General features: G+C 55.9%; 27 protein-coding genes and 2 pseudogenes. 17 read left to right on the forward strand and 12 right to left on the reverse strand.

Annotation, left to right across the window (positions count from 1 at the left end; translation table 11 throughout):
- The 5 genes from ACA053_RS07290 (at nucleotide 1) to ACA053_RS07310 (ending at nucleotide 2,863) form a co-directional block, all read left to right on the forward strand.
- Nucleotides 1–189 (forward strand): hypothetical protein, encoded by a 189-nt coding sequence (locus ACA053_RS07290; protein ID WP_497394847.1) that lies wholly within the window; start codon nucleotides 1–3, stop codon nucleotides 187–189.
- A gap of 445 nt (nucleotides 190–634) precedes the next feature.
- On the forward strand, nucleotides 635–1,003 hold the full coding sequence (locus tag ACA053_RS07295; RefSeq protein WP_497394849.1) for a hypothetical protein: 369 nt from the start codon (nucleotides 635–637) through the stop codon (nucleotides 1,001–1,003).
- Nucleotides 1,004–1,032: 29 nt separating this feature from the next.
- On the forward strand, nucleotides 1,033–1,227 hold the full coding sequence (locus ACA053_RS07300; RefSeq protein ID WP_497394851.1) for a toxin C-terminal domain-containing protein: 195 nt from the start codon (nucleotides 1,033–1,035) through the stop codon (nucleotides 1,225–1,227).
- A gap of 320 nt (nucleotides 1,228–1,547) precedes the next feature.
- Entirely contained in the window at nucleotides 1,548–2,093 is a 546-nt protein-coding gene (locus ACA053_RS07305) for an Imm42 family immunity protein (RefSeq protein WP_497394853.1), read from the forward strand.
- Nucleotides 2,094–2,533: 440 nt separating this feature from the next.
- Nucleotides 2,534–2,863, forward strand: coding sequence for a hypothetical protein (locus ACA053_RS07310; RefSeq protein ID WP_497394855.1), 330 nt, complete (start codon nucleotides 2,534–2,536; stop codon nucleotides 2,861–2,863).
- A 4-nt stretch (nucleotides 2,864–2,867) separates the two neighbouring features.
- Here ACA053_RS07310 and ACA053_RS07315 read toward each other — a convergent pair.
- Nucleotides 2,868–2,975: pseudogene (locus ACA053_RS07315) on the reverse strand (DUF899 domain-containing protein); the annotation flags it as partial.
- A gap of 246 nt (nucleotides 2,976–3,221) precedes the next feature.
- On the opposite strand from ACA053_RS07315, the gene ACA053_RS07320 reads away from it, so the two are divergent.
- The 4 genes from ACA053_RS07320 to ACA053_RS07335 all read left to right on the forward strand — a co-directional run bounded on the left by ACA053_RS07320 (nucleotide 3,222) and on the right by ACA053_RS07335 (nucleotide 5,504).
- Entirely contained in the window at nucleotides 3,222–3,782 is a 561-nt protein-coding gene (locus ACA053_RS07320; protein WP_497394857.1) for a hypothetical protein, read from the forward strand.
- A gap of 151 nt (nucleotides 3,783–3,933) precedes the next feature.
- The gene (locus tag ACA053_RS07325; protein WP_497394859.1) at nucleotides 3,934–4,419 is read left to right on the forward strand and encodes a hypothetical protein; all 486 of its coding nucleotides are present in this window, start codon (nucleotides 3,934–3,936) and stop codon (nucleotides 4,417–4,419) included.
- A 182-nt stretch (nucleotides 4,420–4,601) separates the two neighbouring features.
- A complete protein-coding gene (locus tag ACA053_RS07330; protein ID WP_497394861.1) occupies nucleotides 4,602–4,910 on the forward strand; it encodes a hypothetical protein in 309 nt (102 codons plus the stop codon).
- Between the two features lie 264 nt (nucleotides 4,911–5,174).
- Nucleotides 5,175–5,504: a hypothetical protein gene (locus tag ACA053_RS07335; RefSeq protein ID WP_497394863.1), complete on the forward strand. Its 330-nt coding sequence runs from the start codon at nucleotides 5,175–5,177 to the stop codon at nucleotides 5,502–5,504.
- Between the two features lie 398 nt (nucleotides 5,505–5,902).
- Here ACA053_RS07335 and ACA053_RS07340 read toward each other — a convergent pair whose 3' ends face one another.
- On the reverse strand, nucleotides 5,903–6,637 hold the full coding sequence (locus ACA053_RS07340) for a DUF899 domain-containing protein (RefSeq protein ID WP_497394865.1): 735 nt from the start codon (nucleotides 6,635–6,637) through the stop codon (nucleotides 5,903–5,905).
- 177 nt (nucleotides 6,638–6,814) lie between these two features.
- On the opposite strand from ACA053_RS07340, the gene ACA053_RS07345 reads away from it, so the two are divergent.
- Nucleotides 6,815–7,204, forward strand: a complete 390-nt coding sequence (locus tag ACA053_RS07345; protein WP_497394867.1) for a transcriptional regulator — start codon at nucleotides 6,815–6,817, stop codon at nucleotides 7,202–7,204.
- Between the two features lie 140 nt (nucleotides 7,205–7,344).
- Here the strand turns inward: ACA053_RS07345 and ACA053_RS07350 are convergent, their stop codons facing one another.
- The 3 genes from ACA053_RS07350 to ACA053_RS07360 all read right to left on the reverse strand — a co-directional run bounded on the left by ACA053_RS07350 (nucleotide 7,345) and on the right by ACA053_RS07360 (nucleotide 9,416).
- A complete protein-coding gene (locus tag ACA053_RS07350) occupies nucleotides 7,345–8,214 on the reverse strand; it encodes a DUF6279 family lipoprotein (protein ID WP_497394869.1) in 870 nt (289 codons plus the stop codon).
- Nucleotides 8,215–8,291: 77 nt separating this feature from the next.
- Nucleotides 8,292–9,008 (reverse strand): TorF family putative porin, encoded by a 717-nt coding sequence (locus ACA053_RS07355; protein WP_497394871.1) that lies wholly within the window; start codon nucleotides 9,006–9,008, stop codon nucleotides 8,292–8,294.
- A gap of 219 nt (nucleotides 9,009–9,227) precedes the next feature.
- A complete protein-coding gene (locus ACA053_RS07360; protein ID WP_017337097.1) occupies nucleotides 9,228–9,416 on the reverse strand; it encodes a PFL_1563 family small protein in 189 nt (62 codons plus the stop codon).
- A gap of 352 nt (nucleotides 9,417–9,768) precedes the next feature.
- Between ACA053_RS07360 and ACA053_RS07365 the strand changes: the two genes are divergently transcribed.
- The 4 genes and pseudogenes from ACA053_RS07365 to ACA053_RS07380 all read left to right on the forward strand — a co-directional run bounded on the left by ACA053_RS07365 (nucleotide 9,769) and on the right by ACA053_RS07380 (nucleotide 14,053).
- Complete coding sequence (locus ACA053_RS07365) at nucleotides 9,769–10,605, forward strand: CvfB family protein (protein WP_497394873.1); 837 nt, start codon at nucleotides 9,769–9,771, stop codon at nucleotides 10,603–10,605.
- Nucleotides 10,606–10,651: 46 nt separating this feature from the next.
- Nucleotides 10,652–11,045, forward strand: a pseudogene (locus ACA053_RS07370) (DUF2177 family protein).
- Between the two features lie 376 nt (nucleotides 11,046–11,421).
- Nucleotides 11,422–12,867, forward strand: a complete 1,446-nt coding sequence (locus tag ACA053_RS07375) for an NCS1 family nucleobase:cation symporter-1 (RefSeq protein ID WP_497316336.1) — start codon at nucleotides 11,422–11,424, stop codon at nucleotides 12,865–12,867.
- 253 nt (nucleotides 12,868–13,120) lie between these two features.
- Nucleotides 13,121–14,053, forward strand: a complete 933-nt coding sequence (locus tag ACA053_RS07380) for a DMT family transporter (RefSeq protein WP_109628505.1) — start codon at nucleotides 13,121–13,123, stop codon at nucleotides 14,051–14,053.
- Here ACA053_RS07380 and ACA053_RS07385 read toward each other — a convergent pair.
- Nucleotides 13,998–15,179, reverse strand: a complete 1,182-nt coding sequence (locus ACA053_RS07385) for an MFS transporter (protein WP_497316338.1) — start codon at nucleotides 15,177–15,179, stop codon at nucleotides 13,998–14,000. The genes ACA053_RS07380 and ACA053_RS07385 overlap by 56 nt on opposite strands.
- Before the next feature lie 103 nt (nucleotides 15,180–15,282).
- Here ACA053_RS07385 and ptrR point away from each other — a divergent pair, with 103 nt between their 5' ends.
- Nucleotides 15,283–16,176, forward strand: a complete 894-nt coding sequence (ptrR, locus tag ACA053_RS07390) for a putrescine utilization regulator PtrR (RefSeq protein ID WP_109635971.1) — start codon at nucleotides 15,283–15,285, stop codon at nucleotides 16,174–16,176.
- A gap of 139 nt (nucleotides 16,177–16,315) precedes the next feature.
- A complete protein-coding gene (locus tag ACA053_RS07395) occupies nucleotides 16,316–16,444 on the forward strand; it encodes a PA1414 family protein (RefSeq protein ID WP_007914492.1) in 129 nt (42 codons plus the stop codon).
- 207 nt (nucleotides 16,445–16,651) lie between these two features.
- Here ACA053_RS07395 and ACA053_RS07400 read toward each other — a convergent pair whose 3' ends face one another.
- From ACA053_RS07400 to speB, 6 genes are all read right to left on the reverse strand, one after another.
- A complete protein-coding gene (locus ACA053_RS07400) occupies nucleotides 16,652–16,903 on the reverse strand; it encodes an HAD family hydrolase (RefSeq protein ID WP_109628507.1) in 252 nt (83 codons plus the stop codon).
- A 54-nt stretch (nucleotides 16,904–16,957) separates the two neighbouring features.
- A complete protein-coding gene (locus ACA053_RS07405; protein WP_497316341.1) occupies nucleotides 16,958–17,683 on the reverse strand; it encodes an MBL fold metallo-hydrolase in 726 nt (241 codons plus the stop codon).
- Between the two features lie 84 nt (nucleotides 17,684–17,767).
- Nucleotides 17,768–19,147: a sodium:solute symporter family protein gene (locus tag ACA053_RS07410; RefSeq protein WP_497316343.1), complete on the reverse strand. Its 1,380-nt coding sequence runs from the start codon at nucleotides 19,145–19,147 to the stop codon at nucleotides 17,768–17,770.
- A 192-nt stretch (nucleotides 19,148–19,339) separates the two neighbouring features.
- Nucleotides 19,340–20,851, reverse strand: coding sequence for a purine-cytosine permease family protein (locus ACA053_RS07415; protein WP_497394875.1), 1,512 nt, complete (start codon nucleotides 20,849–20,851; stop codon nucleotides 19,340–19,342).
- Nucleotides 20,852–20,905: 54 nt separating this feature from the next.
- Entirely contained in the window at nucleotides 20,906–21,313 is a 408-nt protein-coding gene (locus ACA053_RS07420; RefSeq protein WP_010462006.1) for a YybH family protein, read from the reverse strand.
- A 9-nt stretch (nucleotides 21,314–21,322) separates the two neighbouring features.
- Nucleotides 21,323–22,273 (reverse strand): agmatinase, encoded by a 951-nt coding sequence (gene speB, locus ACA053_RS07425; RefSeq protein ID WP_010462004.1) that lies wholly within the window; start codon nucleotides 22,271–22,273, stop codon nucleotides 21,323–21,325.
- 363 nt (nucleotides 22,274–22,636) lie between these two features.
- Between speB and ACA053_RS07430 the strand changes: the two genes are divergently transcribed.
- Entirely contained in the window at nucleotides 22,637–23,530 is an 894-nt protein-coding gene (locus ACA053_RS07430) for a LysR family transcriptional regulator (protein WP_007945995.1), read from the forward strand.

Genomic DNA, 23,530 nt, shown 5'->3' on the forward strand with positions numbered 1-23,530 from the left:
GTGGATAAAAAAGATATTTTAGGCGTTGTGGATGAGGCTTGGATGAAAAAAGGAACCCCAGTGGCAGGAGATCCTGGCGCTTATATTGTTCCAATGTCACGGGTTGTGGGTACCGCGGGCGAGACAAATATTAAGATTGTTGTTCGTCCTGGTACGAATGAAGTAATTACTGCATATCCGTTTAAGTAGTGAGGTGTTAAATGTGGTGTCCGCGTTGTGATCAGGGTGATGTGGTAAAAGCAGTAGTTAAAGGGTGTGGGGTGACTATTTATTTGTGCGGCGAATGCGAGGCTACCTGGTTTTCATTGGAGCAAATCGGAGTTGGCGAGTTTGTTGATTTCGGTACTTATATGAGGTCAATAGGGTTGCCTCCATTATGGAGTTCAATAGATGTGTTGCGCGGGTGGGATAAAGAGTAGTCAAAAATTACGCAGAAAAAAGTAAAGGTGTGGATTTATTTTATTTGGTTTTGAGGCCGGAAAATAAATCTGTCCCTTTTTATTGCTTTTATTGCTGATCCATATGTTGAATTCAAAGTTGCCGTGGGCCAAAGAACTGATGCTTTTGGAAATCCGGTAACTAGAAGAGGCCCAGATAATCGCACCTCAATTGACTTTGATCTGTGAGAACCTACATGAACTATTACGAGATTTTGTCGCTCTCAAATTTTTATCTCGAAGATAGCTACGTTTTATCAATTAATGAAGTAGTAGGGGCACTGGTTTTTGAGCTAGAAACTATTCTTACTAAAAGTCACCCACAATATGAGGAACCTGAAAAAGGAGAGCGATATTGCTATCGGAAGGCTTTGTTACGTTTTTTTAGTGTGGATTCTATTGAGTGGCTTGATAAGCGATTCATAGGGTTTGAAGATAGTGCGGGTGAGTTGGATTATGGAAATATAGATAGCTTTTTTTGGAATGATGGTTCTTATGCTCTGTCTGGCGATTGGGGCAGGGTCATAATTCGGGGGGGCGAGGTAGAAGCGATAATCGCTGAATAGTTAAGTCCAAAAAAATAAATCTGTCCCGAATGGTACTTAAAATTAATGAAGCAGTACATGGTGGGCAGTCGGTGCTTAAAAAGAGTGCTCGCTATATAACAAGAGATCTTGATAGGCATAATGATGATGCTTGGAAGAAAATGGCAAGTTCATTTAAAAATCTCGGGAGTAAAGAAACGCGATCTGGGGCTTTCGATGTGAACTTGAATCGTATCGGAGATTAATATGGTTGATGAAAATAAATCTGATTGGTTGAGTCGAGGGAAAACAATTAAGCAACTCGTAAAGGAACTGCAGTCTTTCGAGAATCAAGAGCTGCAAGTTGAGATATCAACGGACGATGGTGCGACCCAAAAACCGATTAGCTTGGTTGTGAAGTCTGGCAATACATGTGTTCTTATAAATTGTGAGTAGGAGGTTTTTTTTGCATTGGTTCAGGGGCTACGACTAGCAGCATTGGCTTGAGACCGGTTAATGGGTGTCCCATTTTTTTCATCAAGGTTTCAAGAGTGCATTGGGAATAAAAGTAAGTGGGGAGGATGAAATGATTTTTGGTGATCCAATAAATTTTGCCATTTTGATCAAGTACATCCCGCAGTGGAGTCAGAAGGGTAGTTATAAAAATGGAATGTTCCACTTTATTATTGACTCTGCTATTTTTCCTGAGGTCGCGGGAGTTGCTACTTTGGGGGGCGATGTTTGTTGTGTGAAGTCCGATAATGCGTTGATTCGACCAGTTGATGATTTTGAATTGTTTCATTTGGATGCCAAAAGCGCATTTCTGTCGATGCTGGAGGGTATGTTGCCCGCGAGATTGGGCGTTGAGGTTGATGAGGGATTTGTTGAGGATTATAGGTTTCAAGCCTCGACAAATAATCTCGAAGAGTTTGGGTGCTTTGTTTTTGCAGTAGGCTTTGAGGATGAGGTGCGAATACTAGGGGCTAACCTTAATTGTCTTACCAGTGAGGGTGATGTAATAACCGGATTGAAATTTATTAAAGTCTCTGAAGTGATCATAACTAAGAAAAAAGCTTCAGAGGTGGTGGCTGGTGTGGTTAAGGAGTATGAGTCGATGCAAGAAATCTGGTGAGGAGCGTGGAGGGTTTGATGAGCAGTAATAAAGCAGTATTGGTTTGCCCTGTTTGTTTGTACCTGGATCTGGATGAGGCACCCTACGATAGTTTTGGATGCGCTTCATACAATATTTGTCCGTGTTGCGGTACTGAATTTGGATATGACGACTCGTCAGTTACTCATGTTGAATTACGCCGGAAGTGGGTGGCGGGAGGGATGAGGTGGTGGAGCATCAATCGAAATCCCCCATCGGGGTGGAATGCAGAGCAGCAACTGAAAAATACGTAAGATTAAACAAACCCTGCAGTCGATACTGCGCGCCAAGTTGGCTTGGCCTTGACTCGAGAACGGCTAATGAGGGGGCTCCTTTCACGGTCATTTTCCGGACTTGTGATTAGCTCAACGACCTCTTGAATTGATATCGTGCGGTTATCCCCTCTATGTCACGGATCGGACATGCTTCCAAAATTAGTGTTGATGGTACTGGCCCTGTCGCTATCCGCTTGCGGACCCTCTCGTTCAGCATGGATCGACAGCGCCAACAGTCTGGTCGGGCAACCAATGCCCGACCTCGAAAACGGCCCGTGCGATGTTCGCTGTCGGGTAATGTTGTGGTCCCCGAACAATCACGAACACCGCTATGAGCGAGTGGTAGAAGGCGACGGCAATCGCTATTACTTCAACTGGATGTTCGACTGCAGCTACTCGGTGTACACCACGGCCGATGGCGTGATCCGGTCGTGGCGGTTCGAGACATCGCGGCCTGAAAGTTGTTATGTGTTCTAGCGCACTATCCCCCGTGGCAGCAGCTGGATGACGTCTCGTCTCCGTATTTGTCGTGATGCTGCACCCACTCCATGATTTGCTCTTCATTGCGACCCTTGGGCGTGAGGTCGAGGTTGAGGTTGAGAAAAGGGGACGGATTTATTCTTCTGGCATGTCCCGTCCTGAATAAGGTTTACACCTTCTGATCTATTTTCAGGAGGGTGTAATGGAAGCAGCTAATCAGCAAGACTACACGCTGACTTTTAAATTGTCGCACGTCGACCAGGTCGAAATCGGAGTGATCAACAAAAAATAGTATTATGCCGAAAACGAATTCCGGCCCCATCAGCTAAACCAACGACTATCAGGACATATTTACATGAAACAACGCGCACTCCTGCTGGTTCCTCTGATCCTGGCATTGCCAGGCTGTCACTCCAACACCAGAGACTCTTCGCCCAGTTTTCTAAAAGACGGCGTCCAGCTCCATCAGAACACCGTGACGGTGGATGCGCAGCACGCCAAGGTCATCATGAAGGCATCGGGTAATACGCACCCTGTACAATTTTCGATCAGGCGTGCAGCAGATTCTGACCAGCGCATGGAGGTGCTTGGAAGGGTAGTGGACTCGGGTCGTGGGAAGGTGTTTGGCTGGATCGCCAAACTCAACGAAGTGGCCAACAGTGCGACGGTGAAACGATTCCCTCAGCTGGAAGCGCAGGCCGATGTCGATCAGCCCTTCCTGGTGTCGGGTTATTCAATGGATGGGAGACAAGGGATGGTTTATACCTGCGGCCCACTCGAAGCCACCTTTACTCCGCAAAGAAGCAGGGTCTATCTGGTGGAATTCCAGTTTATTGATGATCGCTGCGAGCAGCATGTTTACGACATTACCGAGCCTCAGCAGCGCATTCTCGTGATTAGCTCGCCTGGAGCGTAAACGGCATTCATTTAGTTGGACTCACAGAACGACCTGTTCCGCCTGAGCGGTTAGGACACTGGACTATAAAGGGGACGGGTTTATTTGTTGGCTAAGAGCAGAAAATAAATCTGACCCCTTTGCTCCGATTCATCGAGACAGGAAATATGTAATGGAAAGGAAGTTCATTGTCGTTTTTGATCGGAATGATCAATTGCCGGAAAGGCAGGAGTGGTTAAATGTGGCGTGGGGCGATGTCCCGACCTCTCATTTCCAAAGCGACGAAAGTATGCTCGATTCAATATTCATTGATCTCAAGATTAATAAGTGGGAGTTGAATGCCGCTTGGAGCACTCGACAGGGGGGCGCACCGATTATCAGGGTCGAGATCTTGCGAAATGAAAGTTTGGTGGAGTTTGTCAATAATCATGCTTCGCTGATCGGTGATGAGGTGGATGCGAAGGCTCTCATGGTTTTTGAGTTGGAAGGAGATAGCATGGATATTGACTTTTTTATATTAAAGCGATTGGTCGCTGCTATTTATGGACGGGGGCGTTGTTACCGGTGGGTAGAGATACTGGAATATCTCGACGACAAAACGTTTGCTGATTTGCCGTCTTCAGTTGAATTAAAGAATATGCTCATCACCTGTCAGTAGTTTTTTATGTTTACAAAAGAAAAGAGGGCAGGCTTATTCTATTTTTGAGAAAAGGGGACAGATTTATGTTGTTTGGTTGTGAGGCCGGAAAATAAATCTGTCCCCTTTATTTTATTTTTGTTCCGGGTCATGGTCAGCTCCAGAGCTAGTAGGAACAATTAAAAATTAAATGAGGCCTTGATATGGATCAGATGTTGTTAGTGAGAAGCGCGGAGAGGTTAGAGGAGGTTATCTCTAAATATTCGTCTGCTGATACAGAGGTCAGAGGGCTATTTGAGTCGTTATCAAAATTGATCGCAGATGCTCGCGCGGGAAAAATTGTATCTCCTATGGAGTGGGGAGACGTTCCAGGTGCATATGGTTTTACCGAAGGGGGACTGCGGAAATATGCTGATCTTGAAATCGCTTATGCTGAATTTAAAATAGAAATTACTGGCGGTGAGAGTCCGTTCCTGAGGAATCTACGTTTAAAACCGAGTGGTGAGGCATAAGTATTAGTTTGGCACGGGAGCAGTTCATTTAATCAAAACGAGCCGTCCCGCCTTTTGAAAAGACTAGAAAAGGGAGTGGATTTATTTTGTTTGGTTGTGAGGCCGGAAAATAAATATGTCCCCTTTGTTGTTTCTTTGTTGTTTCTTTGTTGTTTCTTTGTTGTTTCTTTGTTTCTTTGTTTCTTTGTTTCTTTGTTTCTTTGTTTCTTTGTTGTTTTGTTGGTATGGAAAACATTTGTAAATGCGCCCGGAGGGGTATGACGGATGAGTGAAGACGAGATCTATCTGCAGATTGGAGAAATACTGTTAGATACCGCTCCGCCTTCGGCGGTTGAAGTTATAGTTGAAGCCGAGATTTCTCCAGAGGATGATCACTGTCAATTGCTATTTGATTACATCGACGAGCACGGGAAAAAAGACTGGTTCAGTCCAAAGAGCGGTCATGTTGATGTGGGGTTGCTGAAAAGCCTGGTTGAACTGAGAAAAATATACAAGGAGAGTGGAAAGACAGCCGGTTTGCCCGTCTGGAGTGGTTGCACCATTACCCTGAAAGTTGTGCCTGCCAAGTTGCTAATTGCTTTCAAGTATGACTAAACGAAAAGACAGGCTTAACGCCGCATGTCCCCATGAAACAGGCGACCCATTGGTCGCCCGTTTTTATTCACAAAAATTAGCTTTGATAGTACTTGCCCTGTCGTTATCCGCTTGCGGACCTTCTCGTTCAGCGTGGGTCGATAGCGCTAACAGCCTGGTAGGGCAACCAATGCCTGACCTCGAAAACAGCCCTTGCGATGTTCGCTGTCAGGTCATGCTGTGGTCCCCAAACAATCACGAACACCGCTATGAGCGAGTGGTCGAGGGCGATGGCAATCGTTACTACTTCAACTGACTGTTCGATTGCCGCTACTCGGTGTACACCACGGCCGATGGCGTGATCCGGTCGTGGCGTTTCGAGACTTCGCGGCCTGAAAGTTGTTATGTGTTTTAGCGCACTATCCCCCGTGGCAGCAGCTGGACGGCGTCTTTTCTTCGTATTTGTCGTGGTGTTGCACCCACTCCATGATTTCCTCTTCATTACGGCCCTTGGGCGTCAGGTCGAGGTAGTTGTAGGCGCCGACCAGCAGGTCGAGACCACGGGCATAAGTGGAATAGGTGTGAAAAATTTCGCCCGTTTCATTGCGATAAAACACGCTGAGGCCGGGGAGTTCTTCTTCTGCGCCGTCGGATTTTTCGTAGTTGTAGGTGGCTTTTCCGGCAGCGACGTCTTCGGCTCGGGCAGAGACGCCGAAGTCGTAGTTGAAATCGCAGCCTTCTGACGACACCCAGTCAAATTTCCAGCCCATACGCCGTTTAAAGGCCTGGAATTCGGCGAACGGTGCGTGGGAAACCGCGACCACTGCCACGTCGTGATGGGCCAGATGCTGGTTGGCGCCGTCGATGTGGTCGGACAGGAACGAGCAGCCAGGGCAGCCTTCGTCCCATCCGGCGGCGAACATGAAGTGGTAGATGACCAATTGGCTGCGGCCGCCGAACAGGTCGGCAAGTTTCAGTTCGCCGTTGGGGCCTTGGAAGTGGTAGTCCTTGTCGATTTTCACCCAGGGCAGGGCGCGGCGTTCGGCGCTGAGTTTGTCTCGTTCTTTGGTGAAGGCTTTTTCGTTGGCCAAGTGTTGTATGCGGGCGGCGAGCCATTCTTCGCGGGACACGACGGGATGATTCTGAACGTTCATCAGGTTTCTCCTTCGCAATGCAGGGAGGCGACTTACACAGCCTAGTCGTTTGACCTACGCCCAATTCGACATGCCGTCGGTCGGTAGCCGAAAAAAACTCGGCTGAACGGCTGCGCGCGGTGCCGGTCACAACTTAAGAAGGCCATCTCACTCACAGGCTTTGGAGGTTGAATCAGGATGACAACTTACAACTGGGATTTGATTGAACGCTTGCTGCACGAAGTGCAACACGGTGAGGCCAGTTTTACGCCGCGACCGTATGCCGAGCAGTACGCGGCGGAGAAAGCGTCGGAAGGCGAAGAGACTGAAAACCTGGATCACCTGAAAGCGGTGGCCGGCGAGTACGAAAAATTACTGCTGGAGCGCGGATATATCGAGCCTCGGCCCGAAGAGCAGGGCGGCACCGGCTCCAATTACATTTTGACGGCGCGGGGCTCGAGTTTGTTGAGCCTGATCGACAGCAGCATTCCGGGTAATGATCATCCGCGGCAGGTATTGGATGAGCAGGAAGATGCGCTGGATGAGGCGACGTTTGATGAGGTGGCGTCGAAGGCGCAGATTGCCTGAAGACCACCGATAACTAATGTGGGAGTGACGGTGCGACGATTCGACCTGCTCGCGATTGCGGAGTGTCAGTCGACATCGTCTTTGTCTGACACTCCGCAATCGCGAGCAGGCTCACTCCCACATTTTGATTTGTATTGTGTTTAGCCCTGTTTGGCGGCTTTCAGGCATTTCAAATCGTTGAAATCCTTGCGCACCCCTTCGATCTTTTTCAACAGCCGCTGGCGCTGAGCCGGCGTGCTCTCGGCCATCAAATCCACCATCAATCCTCGGGCCTGCGCTTCAGTGTTGGCGTAGGCCTGACGGTACGCCGGCGTCCATAAACTCTCACGATTCACCAGAAGCGTCTCGATGCGCTGTGGGAATTCCGGACTCTGGCGCTGCGAAACCGCTGCACTGAACTGCTTCTGCCAATGGACACGGTTGGCGATCCATTGCGTGTTCTGGTCACCCAGGGCGTTCGACCATGTCACGACCCGTTGTTGCTGGGTCGGGCTGAGCGGACCCAGCCAGTCATTCAGGCGCTTTTCCATGCGCTCGGCGCGCTGCTTGATCTGCTGGTCAAGATGCGGTTTGACGTAATCCTCCTGGCGCTTGCGCTGATCCTTGGCGAAGGCGTCGTTCATTTCCGCGACTTGCTTGTCATCCAGCCCCTGCAACAGCTCGATGGCCGAGGGCGTGATTTCCCGGGCGGTCTGGGCGATGGCGGCTTTGGCTTCCTGAGTGCGGGTTTGCAGCGCGGCGTCGGTGACCTGATTGGTCTCGACCATGGTCTGCAAGCGGTCCATCCAGTCGAGATAGCCCGGCAGTTGCGTGGTGCAGTGCCAGCTCAAATGTTCCTTGAGGCGGTCGTTGAACCAGCCTTTCTGTTCGCCATTCATGTCCAGGTAGTCGCTGAGCGTCCACGGAATGATCACGTCGAGGTTGCGGTAGGCCAGGCCCACGCGGCTGCACGCGCCAAGGGCGAGACTGAGGGTGATGATGAGGGCGACATACTTCAACCAGCGCGACATGGGCGAGTCCTTGCGAAGGTCTGGCTTCTTTAGTGGATTCTTATGTGAACGCAGAATGTGCCCGGCAGTTCAGCCGATCAATAGAAGGCGCGCTCGGCCTTGAGGGTGACCAGCCCATCGCATTGGGTGTTGTGCCCGGAATAGGCGGAGCAGTCGCTGCCGCTGAGGCTTGAGTCGCTGTAGATCAGGTCGAGGTCAACGCCCATGAACGGCCGGGAAAGTTGCACGGACCAATCGGTGAAACTGCCGATATACCCACCGTCGACGGACGCCGGCGTGTTGAGCTGGTGGGTGGTGTATTTCATGCTGATCCCGATACCGAACGGCTGATTTCCGCCCAGGTCGGCGAATACGGTGCTGTTCTGTTTGTCCGGGTCGTTGCTGAACGCAGCGCCGAAACGGCTGCCGAGAAAGGTCAGGCCACCGAAAAGCTCCTGGCTGTCGAGGGTGTCTACCTTCGGATAGCTGTAACGGATCAGGCCGACTTCGTACCCGAGGGTATTATCGAAAGGTTGTTTAAAGCCCATGTAGGAGTCGACTTCGAGTTTGGCTCCCTGCGATAACCCCATGCTCGGCGCCCACTGGCCCACGTAAAAACCGCTGTCGTGGCTCAGGTCGAGACCACCGTGGAACGAGCCGGTGCTGGAAGGCTTGACCAGCCCCTGGGCCATGCTGCGGCTGGGGGTGGTGCCGAGTTTGAGATCGAAGTCGCCCAATTCACGCTGAAAGATTTGCGCGTTGGCGACCGAACACGACAGCAGACTGCCGAGCAATAAACAGGAGGGTTTGAGCATGCGTCACTCCATGACAGCGGGGAGCAGGAACGAAACCTACTGAAACGCTTGATCTAGACGTGTGCAAGCATACCGGCGAATGCTCGGCAACGATGGCCGTTCGTCGATTTTTAAAATATGGGTGGGTTTGGCGGGGTGTTGCGGGGAGGTTCCAGTCCAAGCGCTTCGAAGCTCAAAGCGCTTACGGACCAGGTGACGCGGCGGATCTTTGGGGGAGTGTTACTTCTTACCCAGAGTGATCTGCTTGGACGGGCCAAACGTCTGGCCGCTGACGCCTTTGGCAATTTGCTGGATCTCGCCGCCGGACTTGAGGAACGCAGCAATCTGGTTGTTGATCGATTCGCTGGTTTCAACGGCTGGAGCTGGCTTTGCTTTGCTGTTGGATGCTTTTACACGCATGGCGGCCATTAACCTGTAGAAAATTAACTTGGCCAGGCATCGTACAGGAAATACTTGACAATTGCTTGGCAAATATCTCCTCAAAATACACATTGTAGGGGCACAATTACTCACAAGTTAATATTAGAAATACGCCCCTAAGCTGCTGTTTTAACTAAGAACGACGGTACAAACGTCAGGGTTCCTGATGGTCTGGCAGGGGTGAAAATCTCCCGTTCGGCCTGACGAGCGGCCAAAGGCCTGAGGCGGAGCCCAAGAAAATGAAGGCCTTCAGAAGAATTTCTGGTGTCACCGGGCTGGCCACAGAAACGTTGCCCGCAAAAACGGGTAGAATGCCGCCCACGCAATGAGGGTATTGGAAATGGCTTTAGTCGGGCGCTACAACAGTTTGCAAGTGGTTAAACACACTAACTTCGGTTTATATCTTGACGGTGGCGCGGATGGCGAAATCCTCCTGCCTAATCGTTATATTCCCAAAGATATTCCCAGCGAAGATGAAGATTGGCTCAACGTTTTTGTTTATCTGGACAGCGATGACAAACTCATCGCAACTACCGAAACGCCGAAAGTTCAGGTCGGTGAATTCGCCAGTTTGAAAGTCGTTGAAGTCAACAGCATCGGTGTCTTCCTGGATTGGGGTCTGCCGAAGGATCTGCTGCTGCCGTACTCCGAAGAAAAGCGCCAGATGACGGCAGGCGAGTATGTCGTGGTGCACGTCTACCTCGACAAACACACCCGCCGCATCACCGCGACGGCGCGCCTGGATCGTTACCTCGACAAGACCCCGGCCAGTTACACCCCGGGCCAGGAAGTTGATTTGCTGGTGGCCGAAGCGACCGATATGGGTTTCAAGGCAATCATCAACAACAAGCACTGGGGCCTGATCCACAAGAACGAAATCTTCAAGTTCATGCGCGCCGGCAAGGAAGAGAAAGGCTTTATCAAAGAAGTCCGTACCGACGGCAAGATCAGCCTGAGCCTGCAACCAGTGGGCGAAGAGGCCGCCACCAGCCTCAACTCGAAGATCCTCGCCAAGTTGCGTGAAAACAACGGCACCCTGCCGGTCAGCGACAAGAGCGATCCGGCGGTGATTACCAGCCTGTTTGGTGTCAGCAAAGGCAACTTCAAGAAGGCCATCGGTGCGCTGTACAAGAACGGCCAGATCGTCATTCATGCGGATCGCATTGAACTAAGCTGACCGCGCGCCGGCCCCATGTAGGTCAATCACACGGGGTTGGACTGCGATGAAAAAAGCTCTCTTGGCTTACGTCAGCACCTTGTTGGCGTTTCTCGTGCTCGACGGCCTCTGGCTCGGCGTGCTCATGGCGCCGACCTATCGCGCGCTGCTCGGTCCGCTGATGCTCGACCAACCGCTGCTGGCCCCGGCAGCGGTGTTCTATCTCCTTTATGTATTCGGTTGTTTGGTGTTCGTAGTGTTGCCGGCAAAGACCTTGGCGACGAGCCTCGGCGCTGGGCGCGTTGTTGGGGCTGGTGGCTTACGGCACCTATGACTTGAGTAATTGGGCGACATTGACCGGATGGTCGGCACAGCTGGCGTTGATGGACATGGCCTGGGGCACCTTGGCCACCTGCATTGCCTGCACCGTTGGGTATTGGGTTACGCGAAAGGTGCTGTGATTCCCGTTGCCTTCAATGACGCCTTCGCGGGCAAGCCCGCTCCCACAGTGGATTTGTGTTGAGCCGAAGATGTTCATGGCGACGAATATCCTTGTGGGAGCGGGCTTGCCCGCGATTGCCCGCACAGCAGCACTCATCCAAGTTGTATACAGATAAATTTGCACTGAATGCAGGCATTCATGCCCTGTTGATGGGCGTTATCTACGCCGAGATCTGTCTGAGACCTCGCTCTGCCTCGTGTGAAAGCCGCGACTTGTCACACATTCAATGCCTATGGCACGCATTCTGCGTAGCAACTCGTATACAAACCACGCCAGCTCCCGTGCGCAGTGTGGTCGCCGCATCAATTCCGGGGGCTGCTTCAAGGAGTCCCGCGATGACCGAGCAATTGCCCAACGGCTACAGCCCCCGCCTGTATAACCAGGACTTGGGGCCGGTGCCGCAGAAATGGAACTGGTACAACATCTTCGCTTTCTGGATGAGCGATGTGCACAGCGTCGGGGGTTATGTGTTCGCCGCCAGCCTGTTCGCCCTGGGCCTGGCCAGTTGGCAGGTGTTGATCGCGTTGCTTGGCGGAATCTGCATCGTGCAACTGATCGCCAATCTGGTGGCCAGGCCGAGCCAGCAAGCGGCGGTGCCGTACCCGGTAATCTGTCGCCTGGCCTTCGGCGTGTTCGGAGCGAATATTCCTGCGGTCATCCGCGGCCTGATCGCCGTGGCCTGGTACGGGATTCAGACGTACCTTGCGTCCAGCGCCTTGATCATCGTCGTGTTGCGATTCTTTCCTGCAATGGCGGCCTACGCCGAACCGCATTTTGCCGGTTTGTCCTACCTTGGCTGGTTCGGTTTCCTCAGCCTGTGGTGCTTACAGGCGATGGTGTTCTGGGCCGGCATGGAGTCGATCCGACGTTTCATCGATTGGGCAGGTCCGGTGGTTTACGGCGTGATGTTCATGCTCGCCGGTTGGATCGTCTGGCAGGCCGGCTGGAGCAACATCAGTTTCACCCTTGCGGAAAAATCCCTGTCCGGCTGGGAAGCGTTCGGACAAGTGATTGTCGCCACGGCGCTGGTGGTGTCGTACTTTTCCGGCCCTACCCTGAATTTCGGTGACTTCAGTCGCTATTGCCGCAGCATGAAGGACGTGCGGCGTGGAAACTTCTGGGGCTTGCCGGTCAATTTTCTCGCCTTTTCCCTGGTCACCGTGGTCATTGTTTCCGGCACCTTGCCGGTGTTCGGTGAAATGCTGCACGACCCGATCGCCACCGTGGCGCGCATCGACAACAGTGTTGCCGTGCTGCTCGGTGCCTTCGCCTTTGTCACCGCGACCATCGGCATCAACATCGTTGCCAACTTCGTGTCCCCGGCATTCGATTTCGCCAACGTAGCCCCGAGCAAAATCAGCTGGCGTGCGGGCGGGATGATTGCGGCGGTGGCCTCGATTTTCATCACCCCGTGGAACCTGTTCAACAACCCGGAAGTGATTCACTACACCCTCGACGTACTGGCGGCCTTCATCGGCCCGCTGTTCGGGATTCTGTTGGTGGATTACTACCTGATCAAAAAGCAGCAGATCAATGTCGATGCGCTGTTTGATGACGGCCCCAACGGTCAGTATTACTACAGCGGCGGGGTCAATTGGACCGCGGTGAAAGCGCTGATTCCTGCAACCCTCATGGGCGTGGCGATCACCTTCACCCCGGTGCTGCAACCGATGGCCAATTTTGCCTGGTTCACGGGTTGCTTCCTCGGTGGCGCGATTTACTTCGTTTTGGCTTGGCGCGAGCAAACCCATCAAACGGCAGCGGTTGCCACCGCGGGATAACGCAACCCCCTGGGGGAGCGGGCTTGCTCGCGAAGGGGTCGGGTCAGTCAGCATTGATGTTGTCTGGCACACCGGCTTCGCGAGCAAGCCCGCTCCCACAGGAATTGCCTTTAACCGGCCTATCTCTTACAGGCGGCATTTTCTGGCCATCTGGTTAATAATCGACAGCATAATTTTTCGCCCCAGCCTTGAGCTGGGGCTTTACTTTTTACTGTCGAGTCCCTGCCATGGATTGTGTTTTCGAGGGCTTCCGGTGAACGCCACCCGGCGTAGCGCCGATGGGTTTGCCCTGCAAGTGATGATCGGGTTGTGCCTGATCTGGGGCGTGCAGCAGGTGATGATCAAATGGGCGGCGCCCGACATCGCACCGGTCATGCAGGCGGCGGGGCGGTCGGGTATTTCCGCGCTGCTTGTAGGACTGTTGATCTGCTGGAAGGGTGGCTGGGACCAGGTCAGCAGCACCTGGCGCGGTGGCTTGTTGGCCGGTGCGTTGTTTGGTCTGGAGTTCTTTTTCATTTCCGAAGGTTTGCAACTGACCACGGCAGCGCATATGTCGGTGTTCCTTTACACCGCGCCGATTTTTACCGCGTTGGGCGTGCACTGGCTGCTGCCGAGCGAACGTCTGAGGCCGGTGCAATGGCTGGGGATTTTCCTTGCCTTCGTCGGGATCGCCATCGCGTTTGCCGGCGGCGTGTCCTGGGACAACCTCGATCACCGCATGCTGATGGGTGATGCGTTGGGCGTGCTGGCCGGCGCATCCTGGGGCGCGACCACGGTGGTGGTGCGCGCTTCGCGACTGTCAGAAGCCCCGGTCACGTTGACACTGTTCTATCAACTGATCGTCGGCTTCGTCGGTTTGCTGCTGATCGCGATCCTCAGCGGCCAAGTAACCCATGTCAGCCTGACCACCGTCGCGGTGGCCAGCGTGCTGTTCCAGGGATTGGTGGTGTCGTTCTTCAGCTACCTGACATGGTTCTGGTTGTTGCGCCGTTATCTGGCGGCGAACCTGGCGGTGTTTTCGTTCATGACGCCGCTGTTCGGCGTCACGTTCGGCGTGGTGTTGCTGGGTGAAGAGCTGAGCCTGAACTTCGTCATCGGCGCGGTGCTGGTGCTGCTGGGCATCACGTTTGTCAGCGCTGAGCAGTGGGTGCGCCGTCGTTTGCGCAAAGCCCTTGGGCAGCAGTGACGGGACGCAGTAACAACCCACCGGCGACAAGCAAGCCGCTGCCGGCAACCACCAGCGCTGGCTGCAAACCACCACTGAAATGGCTGCTCAGCGCTGCCAGCAACGGTCCGGCGAGCTGACCCACGGCAAAGCAGGCCGTTAGCATCCCGGCGTTGCGTTGAGTAGCGTGGGGCGCCAGTTCCCGGGAGCGTTGCATCACCAATTGCATGCAGGCCAGGAACGGCGTGCCGCAAAGAATCACCCCCAGCGCCAGGCCCGACCCGCTGCCCAACAAGCAGGCAAAGACGCCGGCGGCTTGCAGCCACAGCGTCACCATCAGCCAGTGACGAGTGCCATTCGGGGTTTGCCGACGCAGGCTGACCAGCACCACCCCGATAGCCGACGCCAGGCCGAAGCTCGGCCAGAACAGGTCGGCCTGCCATTGGCCATGGAACTGTGCGCTGGCCATTTGCGAAAGGAACGTGGCGGGGATGATGTAGCCCAAGCCGTACAACCCGTAGATCACACCTAGACGACCAATGCCTCGCTGGTTCGAAGTGGCTGTGCTCGGTGCGGCAACCGCAGTCGCGGTCGATTGCGGCAAAAACGGCAGAATCCCCAGCAGCATTGCCAATGCGACACCGGCATACACCAGCCACAGGGTTGCAGACGTCTGCCCCAGCAGGTGCGAGCCCAACGCCAACATTCCTGTGAGAAAAATCCCCAAGCCCGGTCCGGCAAATACCTGGGCGCCCAGTCGTGGGCGGCCGGCTGCCGCTGCCAGTGGCTGGCTCAACGCCGTGATCATCACCAGCACCCAGGCGCTGGCCACGCCGGTACCGAATCGCAGCACCAGGTGCGACCAGAACCCGTTGGCCCAGAACGACGCCAGCGTCAGCAGCACACACAGCCACAACCCACCGAGCAGTCGCCGACGAACTTGTTCGGGACGGCGAGAGAACATGGCGTCCACGGCGCCGACGAAGTAGCCGAGGTAGTTGGCGGCGGCAATCAGACCGGCGGCAGTCAGGTCGATCTGACCTTCGCTGAGCAAGTGCGGCATTTGCGGCGTGAGGGCGAAACGCCCGATGCCCATGGCCATCATCAGGGCAATAAAACTGGCGAGTAAGCGAATCAAGGGAGACATGGTCTGGATTCCGGCAAAGGATCAATGACCGTCAGGCTAGGACTGATTGACTTTCTTTAAAAATGAATAATAGTGAGTAACTTGTTCTGATTTGGAGAAGATCGTGGAGTTCAGCCAGTTACGAATCTTCCAGGCCGTGGCGCAAGAGGGCTCGATCACCCGTGCTGCCGAACGATTGCACCGGGTGCCATCGAACCTGTCGACGCGGCTCAAGCAACTTGAAGAGCAGCTTGGTGTAGAGCTTTTCGTCCGCGAGCGTCAGCGCCTGCAATTGTCGCCTGCGGGAAAAGTCCTGCTGGACTACACCGCCAAACTCTTCAGCTTGCGCGACGAAGCCCAGGCAGCAGTGCAGGGCGGGCAACCGGCCGGGGACTTTGTGCTGGGCACCATGTACAGCACGGCGGCGATTCATTTGCCGGGACTACTGGCGCGTTATCACCGCACGTATCCGGCGGTGAACCTGCAAGTGCAGTCCGGGCCCAGCGGCGAATTGCTTGAAGGTTTACTCACCGGTCGTCTCGACGCGGCGCTAGTGGACGGCCCGCTGGAGTTGGCCGGCCTGGACGGTGTGCCGTTGTGCGACGAGCGGCTGGTGCTTATCAGCGAGGCCGATCACCCGCCGGTGCGCAGCGCACTGGATGTCGAAGGGCGCTCGGTGTTTACCTTTCGTCAGGGCTGTTCCTACCGAATGCGCCTTGAAGCCTGGTTCGCCCATGACCACGCGGCCATGGGCCGGGCGATGGAGATTGAATCCTATCCGGGCATGCTGGCTTGTGTGATTGCCGGCTCGGGCGTGGCGCTGATGTCGGAGTCGATGCTTGCCAGCCTGCCGGGCCGCGAAAGCGTGGCGGTGCACCCCTTGGCGGAACCGTTTGCCCACGCGACGACCTGGCTGATGTGGCGCAAGGGCATGGTCGGGGCCAATCTGAACGCATGGATTGAGCAGCAACAGGCGATCTATCCATCGGCGCCGATGCAGGCTGCGGCGATTGCTTGAACTATCGGTCAGGTATTTTGATCCATTCAGTAACAGATCATTGCGGATTTGGCCGAGCATTGCGTAGGACTTCGGACTATTATCAGTGCGAAGGGGCTACAGAATTTCAGCCGCTCGGCACTACCCTGAAGGGGGCACCATGAAAGAGAAAATCCAAAACTGGCTGCACGATCTGGGTGTTGCACTCGGTTTGATCGAGCCGCCTCTGCAACCTGTGCCTATTCGCACTGATGACGAACAGCGCCGACGCCAGCAGCGCCGTCGGTGACTGCCAACACAGGGCCCGTGACGAGCGGGCTTGTTGTGGCGAGGGGATTTATCCCCGTTCGGCTGCGAAGCAGTCGTAAATAGCTTGACGCGGTCAGGCAGATACCACCCGGTTGAATGGTCTTGGGGCTGCTCCGCAGCCCAACGGGGATAAATCTCCTCGCCACAGGTCCACTGTTCACCACCAGAGCGTGTTGGACATTCGGATTCAATCCCGCCCAATCTCCACCAAAAACCGACTCAAATCATTCGCCGTCCTGGCGTCCTTGAGCATCCGGTCTTCTTGCGCCGTAAATGCCGTCAACCCCAGCTCATCTTCCAGATGGAAGATCAGCTCTTCAATATCCTGTTTATCCAATCCCAACTGCGCCAGGCTGGCGTTGTCGTCGAAGTCATCCTGACTCTCCAACAGGCGGCTGATGAAGCGATGCACGGCAGCACGAACGGCAGCTCTTTTCATGGTTGTCTTCGAGGGCGTTATTGTTGTTTTCCCTGTGCTTGAGTACAGCAGTCTTCAGGCGTGTGAGCGCTGCCACTCGTCAATCATCGTGCGCAAATGATCCCCGGAAAAACTGCCGAAATGCCCGCCGTGCACCGTGCGTATCGGCAACGCGCGCAGGCGTTGCAGGCTGCGAGCGTAGTCGTCGAGATTGGAATGGTAGGCGTCTTCGATCAGCGGCCCGTCGTAGATGATGTCCCCGCTGAACAAGGTCTCGGTCGCGGCTTCATACAGGCTGATGCCACCCGGTGAATGCCCCGGCGTGTGCAGCACTTGCAGCACCCGATTGCCCAGATCCAGCACGTCGCCTTCTTCAATCATCCCAGTGGCCGGCGCGGCTTTGACCCGGTATTCGGCGTAGCACAACGGGCAGTCCGGGTGCGCCTCGAACATCTCGTCGCCGACAAACGCCCGGCTCAAATCGTTTTCGCCGTCAGGTGCCGCCAGGATGTCGGCCTCGGCTGGATGCACCAGGCGTTCGGAAAATTCGTGATGCCCGGCAATGTGGTCGAAATGGCAATGACTGGCCACCGCCACCAAGGGCCGCTCGGTGATCCACGGCAGTTGCTCGCGCAGACTGACCAGCCCGGAACCGCTGTCCAGCAGCAAGTCCCTGTCGCGGCCCTGAATGTGCCAGAGGTTGCAGCGATAGAAGGGCCGGATGTAAGGCTCGTGAATCAGCCGAATGCCGTCACTGAGCTGTTTGACCTCGAACCACTGATCGCGGCTGACGATCTTCATAAGCAGTTTCCTTCAGACGAAAAAAACGGGTGTGGCAACCGACGCCACACCCGTCGAAGAAAGCATCAAGTCGTTATGTTCAGCTTAGATGGCGCTCGCCACCGCTGTCGGACGACGGGACAGCAAGCTGACCACGACGAAGCTCACCAGGCTAACGCCGAGGCTGTAGTAGATCGGGGTGTTGGCGTCCATACCGTCCTTGAACATGAACACCAGCGCGGTGACGAAGCCCAGAGCCATACTGGTGATCGCGCCGGCCGTAGTGGCGCGTTTCCAGTAGATAGCCCCCATCAACGGGATCAGCATGCCGCCCACCAAAAGGTTGTACGCCAGGGTCAATGCGCTGATTACGTCGTTCACCACCAAAGCGATGCCGAGTACCGCAATGCCGGTCAGCAGGGTAAACAGGCGGTTAACGTTCACGTTCGATTGCTTGCCGCCACGCAGCTTCGGTAGCAGGTCTTCACTGAGGGTGGTGGATGCGGCGAGCAGGCCGGCGCTGGCGGTGGACATCATGGCCGCCAGTGCTGCAGCGATTACCAGGCCGCGGATACCGTCCGGCAGGGACACTTTGACGATGGCGGCAAAGGCATTGTTGACGTTGTCCAGGTCCGGAATAAGCACATGAGCGGCCATGCCGATCAGCGCACACACCAGGCCGTAGACAATGCAGTAGATCCCGGCAGACGTACCCGCGTACTTGGCGACTTTCTCGCTTCGTGCGGTGAACACCCGTTGCCAGATGTCTTGACCGATCAGGATGCCAAAGAAGTAGATCATGAAGTAGGTGATGATGGTGTCCCAGCCGATGCTGGTGAAGCTGAAGCTGGCGGCTGGCAATTGGGCAACCAGTTGATCCCAGCCACCGACACGGTACAGGCAAATCGGCAGCAACAGGAACATCAGGCCCACGGTCTGGATACCGAACTGGACGATGTCGGTCAGGGTCAGGGACCACATGCCCCCGATGGTCGAGTAAATCACCACCACACCACCGCCGAGCAGTATCGAGACCCAGAATGGCAAGCCGAACAGCACTTCCAGAACGGTGCCGATCGCCAGGATCGACGTCACGCCGATCATTAGTGCATAGGCCAGCATGATGGTCGCGCTCGCCGTACGAGCCATTGGGTTATAGCGCTTTTCCAGCACCTGGGTAACGGTGAATACCTTCAGTTTCAGCAGCGGTTTGGCGAGGAACAGGTTCAGCGCCACGATCCCGCAACCCAGTGCGGCGCACAGCCAGAAACCGGAAATGCCATGAACATAACCCAGGCGCACGGTGCCCACAGTGGACGCGCCACCCAGAACGGTGGCGGCCATGGTGCCCATGTACAGGCCCGGACCGAGGTTTCGACCGGCGACCAAGTAGTCTTCGTTGGTTTTGGCCTTGCGCATGCCAAAGTAGCCGAGTATCAGCATCGCGGCGGCGTAGATGAGTACGACGAATAAATCCAAAGCCATGATGGCGTGTCTCCGATTGTCTTTTTTATGGTGAGGCGAAAATCAATCCCTGTGGGAACATCAATCCCTGTGGGAGCGTGGCTTGCCCGCGAAGGCGATGTGTCAGTCAACATCGATGTTGAATGTGCCGCCCCCTTCGCGGGCAAGCCACGCTCCCACAGGTATTGCGTTGATCACAGGTAATGTGTTGAATCAGGCGGCTTGTCGCAGCGCCGGTTTACCGAGCGAATCCTTGCCCTTGCTACGTGCATCATTCGGCCCGAACACCGCAGCCGGTTCCGGGAACAGGCTCAGCAGCGTCAGGTACACCAGCGACGCGAGGCCGAGGGTCACCGGCAGGCTGATGTCGATGCCGCCCGCCAGTTCGCCCAGTGGGCCAACGAATTGCCCCGGCAGGTTCACAAAGCACAAACCCACCAGTGCACTCGGGATCCAGGCACCCAGCCCACGCCAGTTCCAGCCGTGGGTGAACCAGTAGCGGCCACCTTTCTCGCCGCGGGTGAACACTTGCAGGTCATCCGGGCAGTAGAAGCCGCGGCGCACCAGCAGGCCGATGATCATGATCACCATCCATGGGGTGGTGCAGGTGATGATCAGCACGGCGAAGGTCGACACGCTCTGCACCAGGTTCGCCGCAAAGCGCCCGATGAAGATGAAGGCAATCGACATCACGCCGATCAGCAAGGTCGCCTTGACCCGCGACAGCACCCGAGGGAACACGCTGGACATGTCCAGCCCGGTGCCATAGAGCGAGGTGGTGCCGGTGGACATACCGCCGATCACCGCAATCAGGCACACCGGCAGGAAGAACCAGCTCGGCGAGACCGCCAGCAGACCACCGACGTAGTTGTTGGCCGCGATGTAGTCCGGTGCCTTGATCGCCACGATGGTGGCGGTGGCGAGGCCGAACAGGAACGGGATGAACGTGGCGATCTGCGAGATCACCACGGCGGCCATGATCCGGCGCTTGGAGGTGTCACGCGGGATGTAGCGCGACCAGTCACCGAGAAACGCGCCGAAGGAAATCGGGTTGCTCATCGCGACCAGTGCGGCGCCGATGAAGGCGGCCCAGAAACCCGGTTGGCCCAGGCTGACGGTGCCGGCGTAGTTCACATCGAAGGGCCCGACGAACGCGAAGATGCCCAGCAGGAACAGCAGACTGGCGCTCCACACCGCAATCTTGTTCACCCACAACAGGAAGCGGAAGCCATAGATGCAAACCGTCAGCACCAGAATCGCGAACAGACCGTAGGCCAGGCCCAGGGTCAGGTCGGTTTCCGGCAGGCCGATCAGGCGTTTCGCACCACCGATCAGCGCATCACCCGAACTCCACACCGAGAGCGAGAAGAAGGCGATGGCGGTCAGCAGCGACAGGAATGAACCGACGATCCGCCCGTGTACGCCGAAGTGCGCACCGGAAGACACGGCGTTGTTGGTGCCATTGAGCGGCCCGAACAGGCCCATTGGCGCGAGGATCAGCGAGCCCAGCAACACGCCCAGCACAATCGCCCAGACGCCGGCCTGAAAAGACAGGCCGAACAGTACCGGGAAACTGCCGAGCACGGCGGTGGCAAAGGTGTTGGAACCGCCGAAGATCATCCGGAACAAGTCCGTCGGGCCTGCGGTGCGTTCGTTGTCCGGGATCTGTTCGACCCCGTGGGTTTCAATCTGCGTAAGGCTTTGGTCTTTGTTGTTGTTATTCATGATCAGCTCCGATCATAAAGGCGCGCTCATCGTGTGTGAGCGTCACCTGTTTGGCTAAGGGGGTGGCAGCCCTTCCGGCATCGCGGACAAATGTTCGTGGCAGGCCAGCCATAGGCCTTGTTGTTGTCGGCGAAACACAATCGTCTCGCGCTCCTGGCTGAAGTGTTGCTCCCCTTGCATGCGCAGCTCGGTGGCCACGTCATGGATGAAAATCGCCACGTCACCTTGCAGGCTGACGAAAGCGTTGCTTGACGTGCACGCAAGCACCTCGAAGCCATCCTCGGCGCGCCAGGTGTCCCACAACGCCTGATAGGCATCGCGCGACAGCAGGGGCTGCTCGAGGGTGTAGAACACGAAGCTGGCATCGGCGCTGAACGCGCCGAAGTAGGCTTCGCGATCGTTACGGGCGAAGGCTGACACCAGATCGGCGGCGGCTTTCAAAACCTGATCACGTTCGGTCATGACCGATCCTCAGCGGTGGGCCACGCCAGGCAGTACGCAGAGCATTTCGTACAGCAGGTTGGCGGCCAGCAGCGAGGTGTTGCCGGTGGTGTCGTAAGCGGGCGAGACTTCTACCAGATCGCAGCCGATCAGGTCGAGGCCTTGGCAGCCGCGAATGATCTCAATCGCCTGAATGGTCGTCAGACCACCGATTTCCGGGGTGCCGGTGCCTGGTGCCCAGGCTGGGTCGATGCCGTCGATGTCAAATGTCAGGTACACCGGACCGCCACCGACTTTCTCGCGGACTTCAGCCATCAGCGGGGCCAGGGATTTGTGCCAGCACTCTTCAGCCTGAACGACACGGAAGCCTTGTTTACGGCTCCAGTTGAAGTCTTCGGAGGTGTAACCCTGAGCGCGCAGGCCGATTTGCACCACGCGGTCGCAGTCGATCAGGCCTTCTTCGGCCGCGCGACGGAACGTGGTGCCGTGGGCGACTTTCTCGCCAAACATGTGATCGTTCACATCGGCGTGAGCGTCGATGTGCACCAGACCGACCTTGCCGTGCTTTTTGTGAATCGCACGCAGGATCGGCAGGGTGATGGTGTGGTCGCCGCCCAGGGTCAGCGGGATCACGTTGTGTTCGAGGATGGCGTCGTAGGATTCTTCGATGATCCGTACGGCGTCCAACAGGTTGAACGTGTTGATCGCCACGTCGCCGATGTCGGCAACCGACAGCGAGTCAAACGGCGCAGCGCCGGTCGCCATGTTGTACGGGCGGATCATCACCGATTCAGCGCGGATTTCGCGAGGTCCGAAGCGAGTGCCGGGGCGCAGCGAGGTGCCGATGTCCAGCGGAACGCCAACAAAGGCAGCATCCAGGCCGGCAGCGGTAGGCAAATGGGGGAGTCGCATCATGGTGGCGATGCCGCCGAAGCGCGGCATTTCATTGCCGCCCAGTGGTTGGTGAAGAATCTTGTCCACGGGTAAGGCCTCATCGTCGTTGTTTTATTTATGTCGGTTGCGCCGCTCCGGGGAGGTTCGGGCACCGTTAGGGGCCGATTCTGCGAAATGTAGTGGCCGGGAAGAATCGCTACGGGCAAATACTTAGTTCAGATTTTTCTAAACTAATGCAGATGACGGCGATAGACTCGCAATGCTTATGTAGCAGCTGCCGAGCCTGCGAGGCTGCGTTCGGCTGCGCAGCAGTCGTAAACCTGAGCGCGAGGTTATCCTGAAACACCGCGTCGCCTGATTTCACGACTGCTGCGCAGCCGAACGCAGCCTCGCAGGCTCGGCAGCTGCTACAAGACCTCATCGTCTACATGTGCTTTTGCCGGAGCCCCCATGGCCAACGCTTTACCCGACCTGAAACTGTTACGCATCTTCGTCAGCGTGGTGCGTCATCAGGGGTTCGCCAACGCCCAGCAAGAGCTCAACCTCTCGACTTCGGCCATCAGCACCTACATGAGCCAGCTCGAAGCGGCCCTTGGCCTGGTGCTCTGCCATCGCGGTCGCGGCGGTTTCAGCCTGACCAGCAAAGGCGAGTTGTTCCATCAGGAAACCCTGCGTCTGCTCGGCGAACTCGAAGGCTTCGAGCAATACGCGGCGGCGTTGAAGGGCGAATTGCGCGGCACGCTGAACCTGGGTGTGATCGACTCCACCGTCAGCGACAAGGCCTTGCCGTTCGCCGAAGCCATCGGCGCCTACAGCCAGGAACACCCGGCCGTGCATTTACACCTGTCGGTCATGAGTCCCTACGAATTGCAGCTCGGCGTACAGGACAACCGTCTTGACCTCGCCATCGGTGCGTTTTCCACGCGCATGAGCGGTCTGGTCTACATGCCGCTCTACCGCGAACAACACTGGCTGTATTGCAGCAGCCGTCATCCGCTGTTCACCGAACGGCGCATCCCCGAGCAAGTCATTACCCAGCAGCGCATGGTGGGTCGCGGTTACTGGAGCCAGGCCGAACTGGCCCGTCACGGTTTCAAGCACAGCGCCGCCACCGTGGAAAGTATGGAGGCGCAGCTGATTTTGGTGCTGTCCGGCGCCTACATCGGTTACCTGCCGGAGCACTACGCCCAGGCCTGGGCGGACAAGGGCGATTTGCGCGTGTTGCTGCCCGCGACCTTCGGTTATCAGGCGCCGTTCTCGATGATCGTGCGCCGTGGCCGCAGCCGTGAGCCGCTGATCCAGACTTTCCGCGATCTGCTCAAAGCACAACTGAACCAGGCCTGA

The sequence above is a fragment of the Pseudomonas sp. LBUM1672 genome (assembly GCF_059695655.1).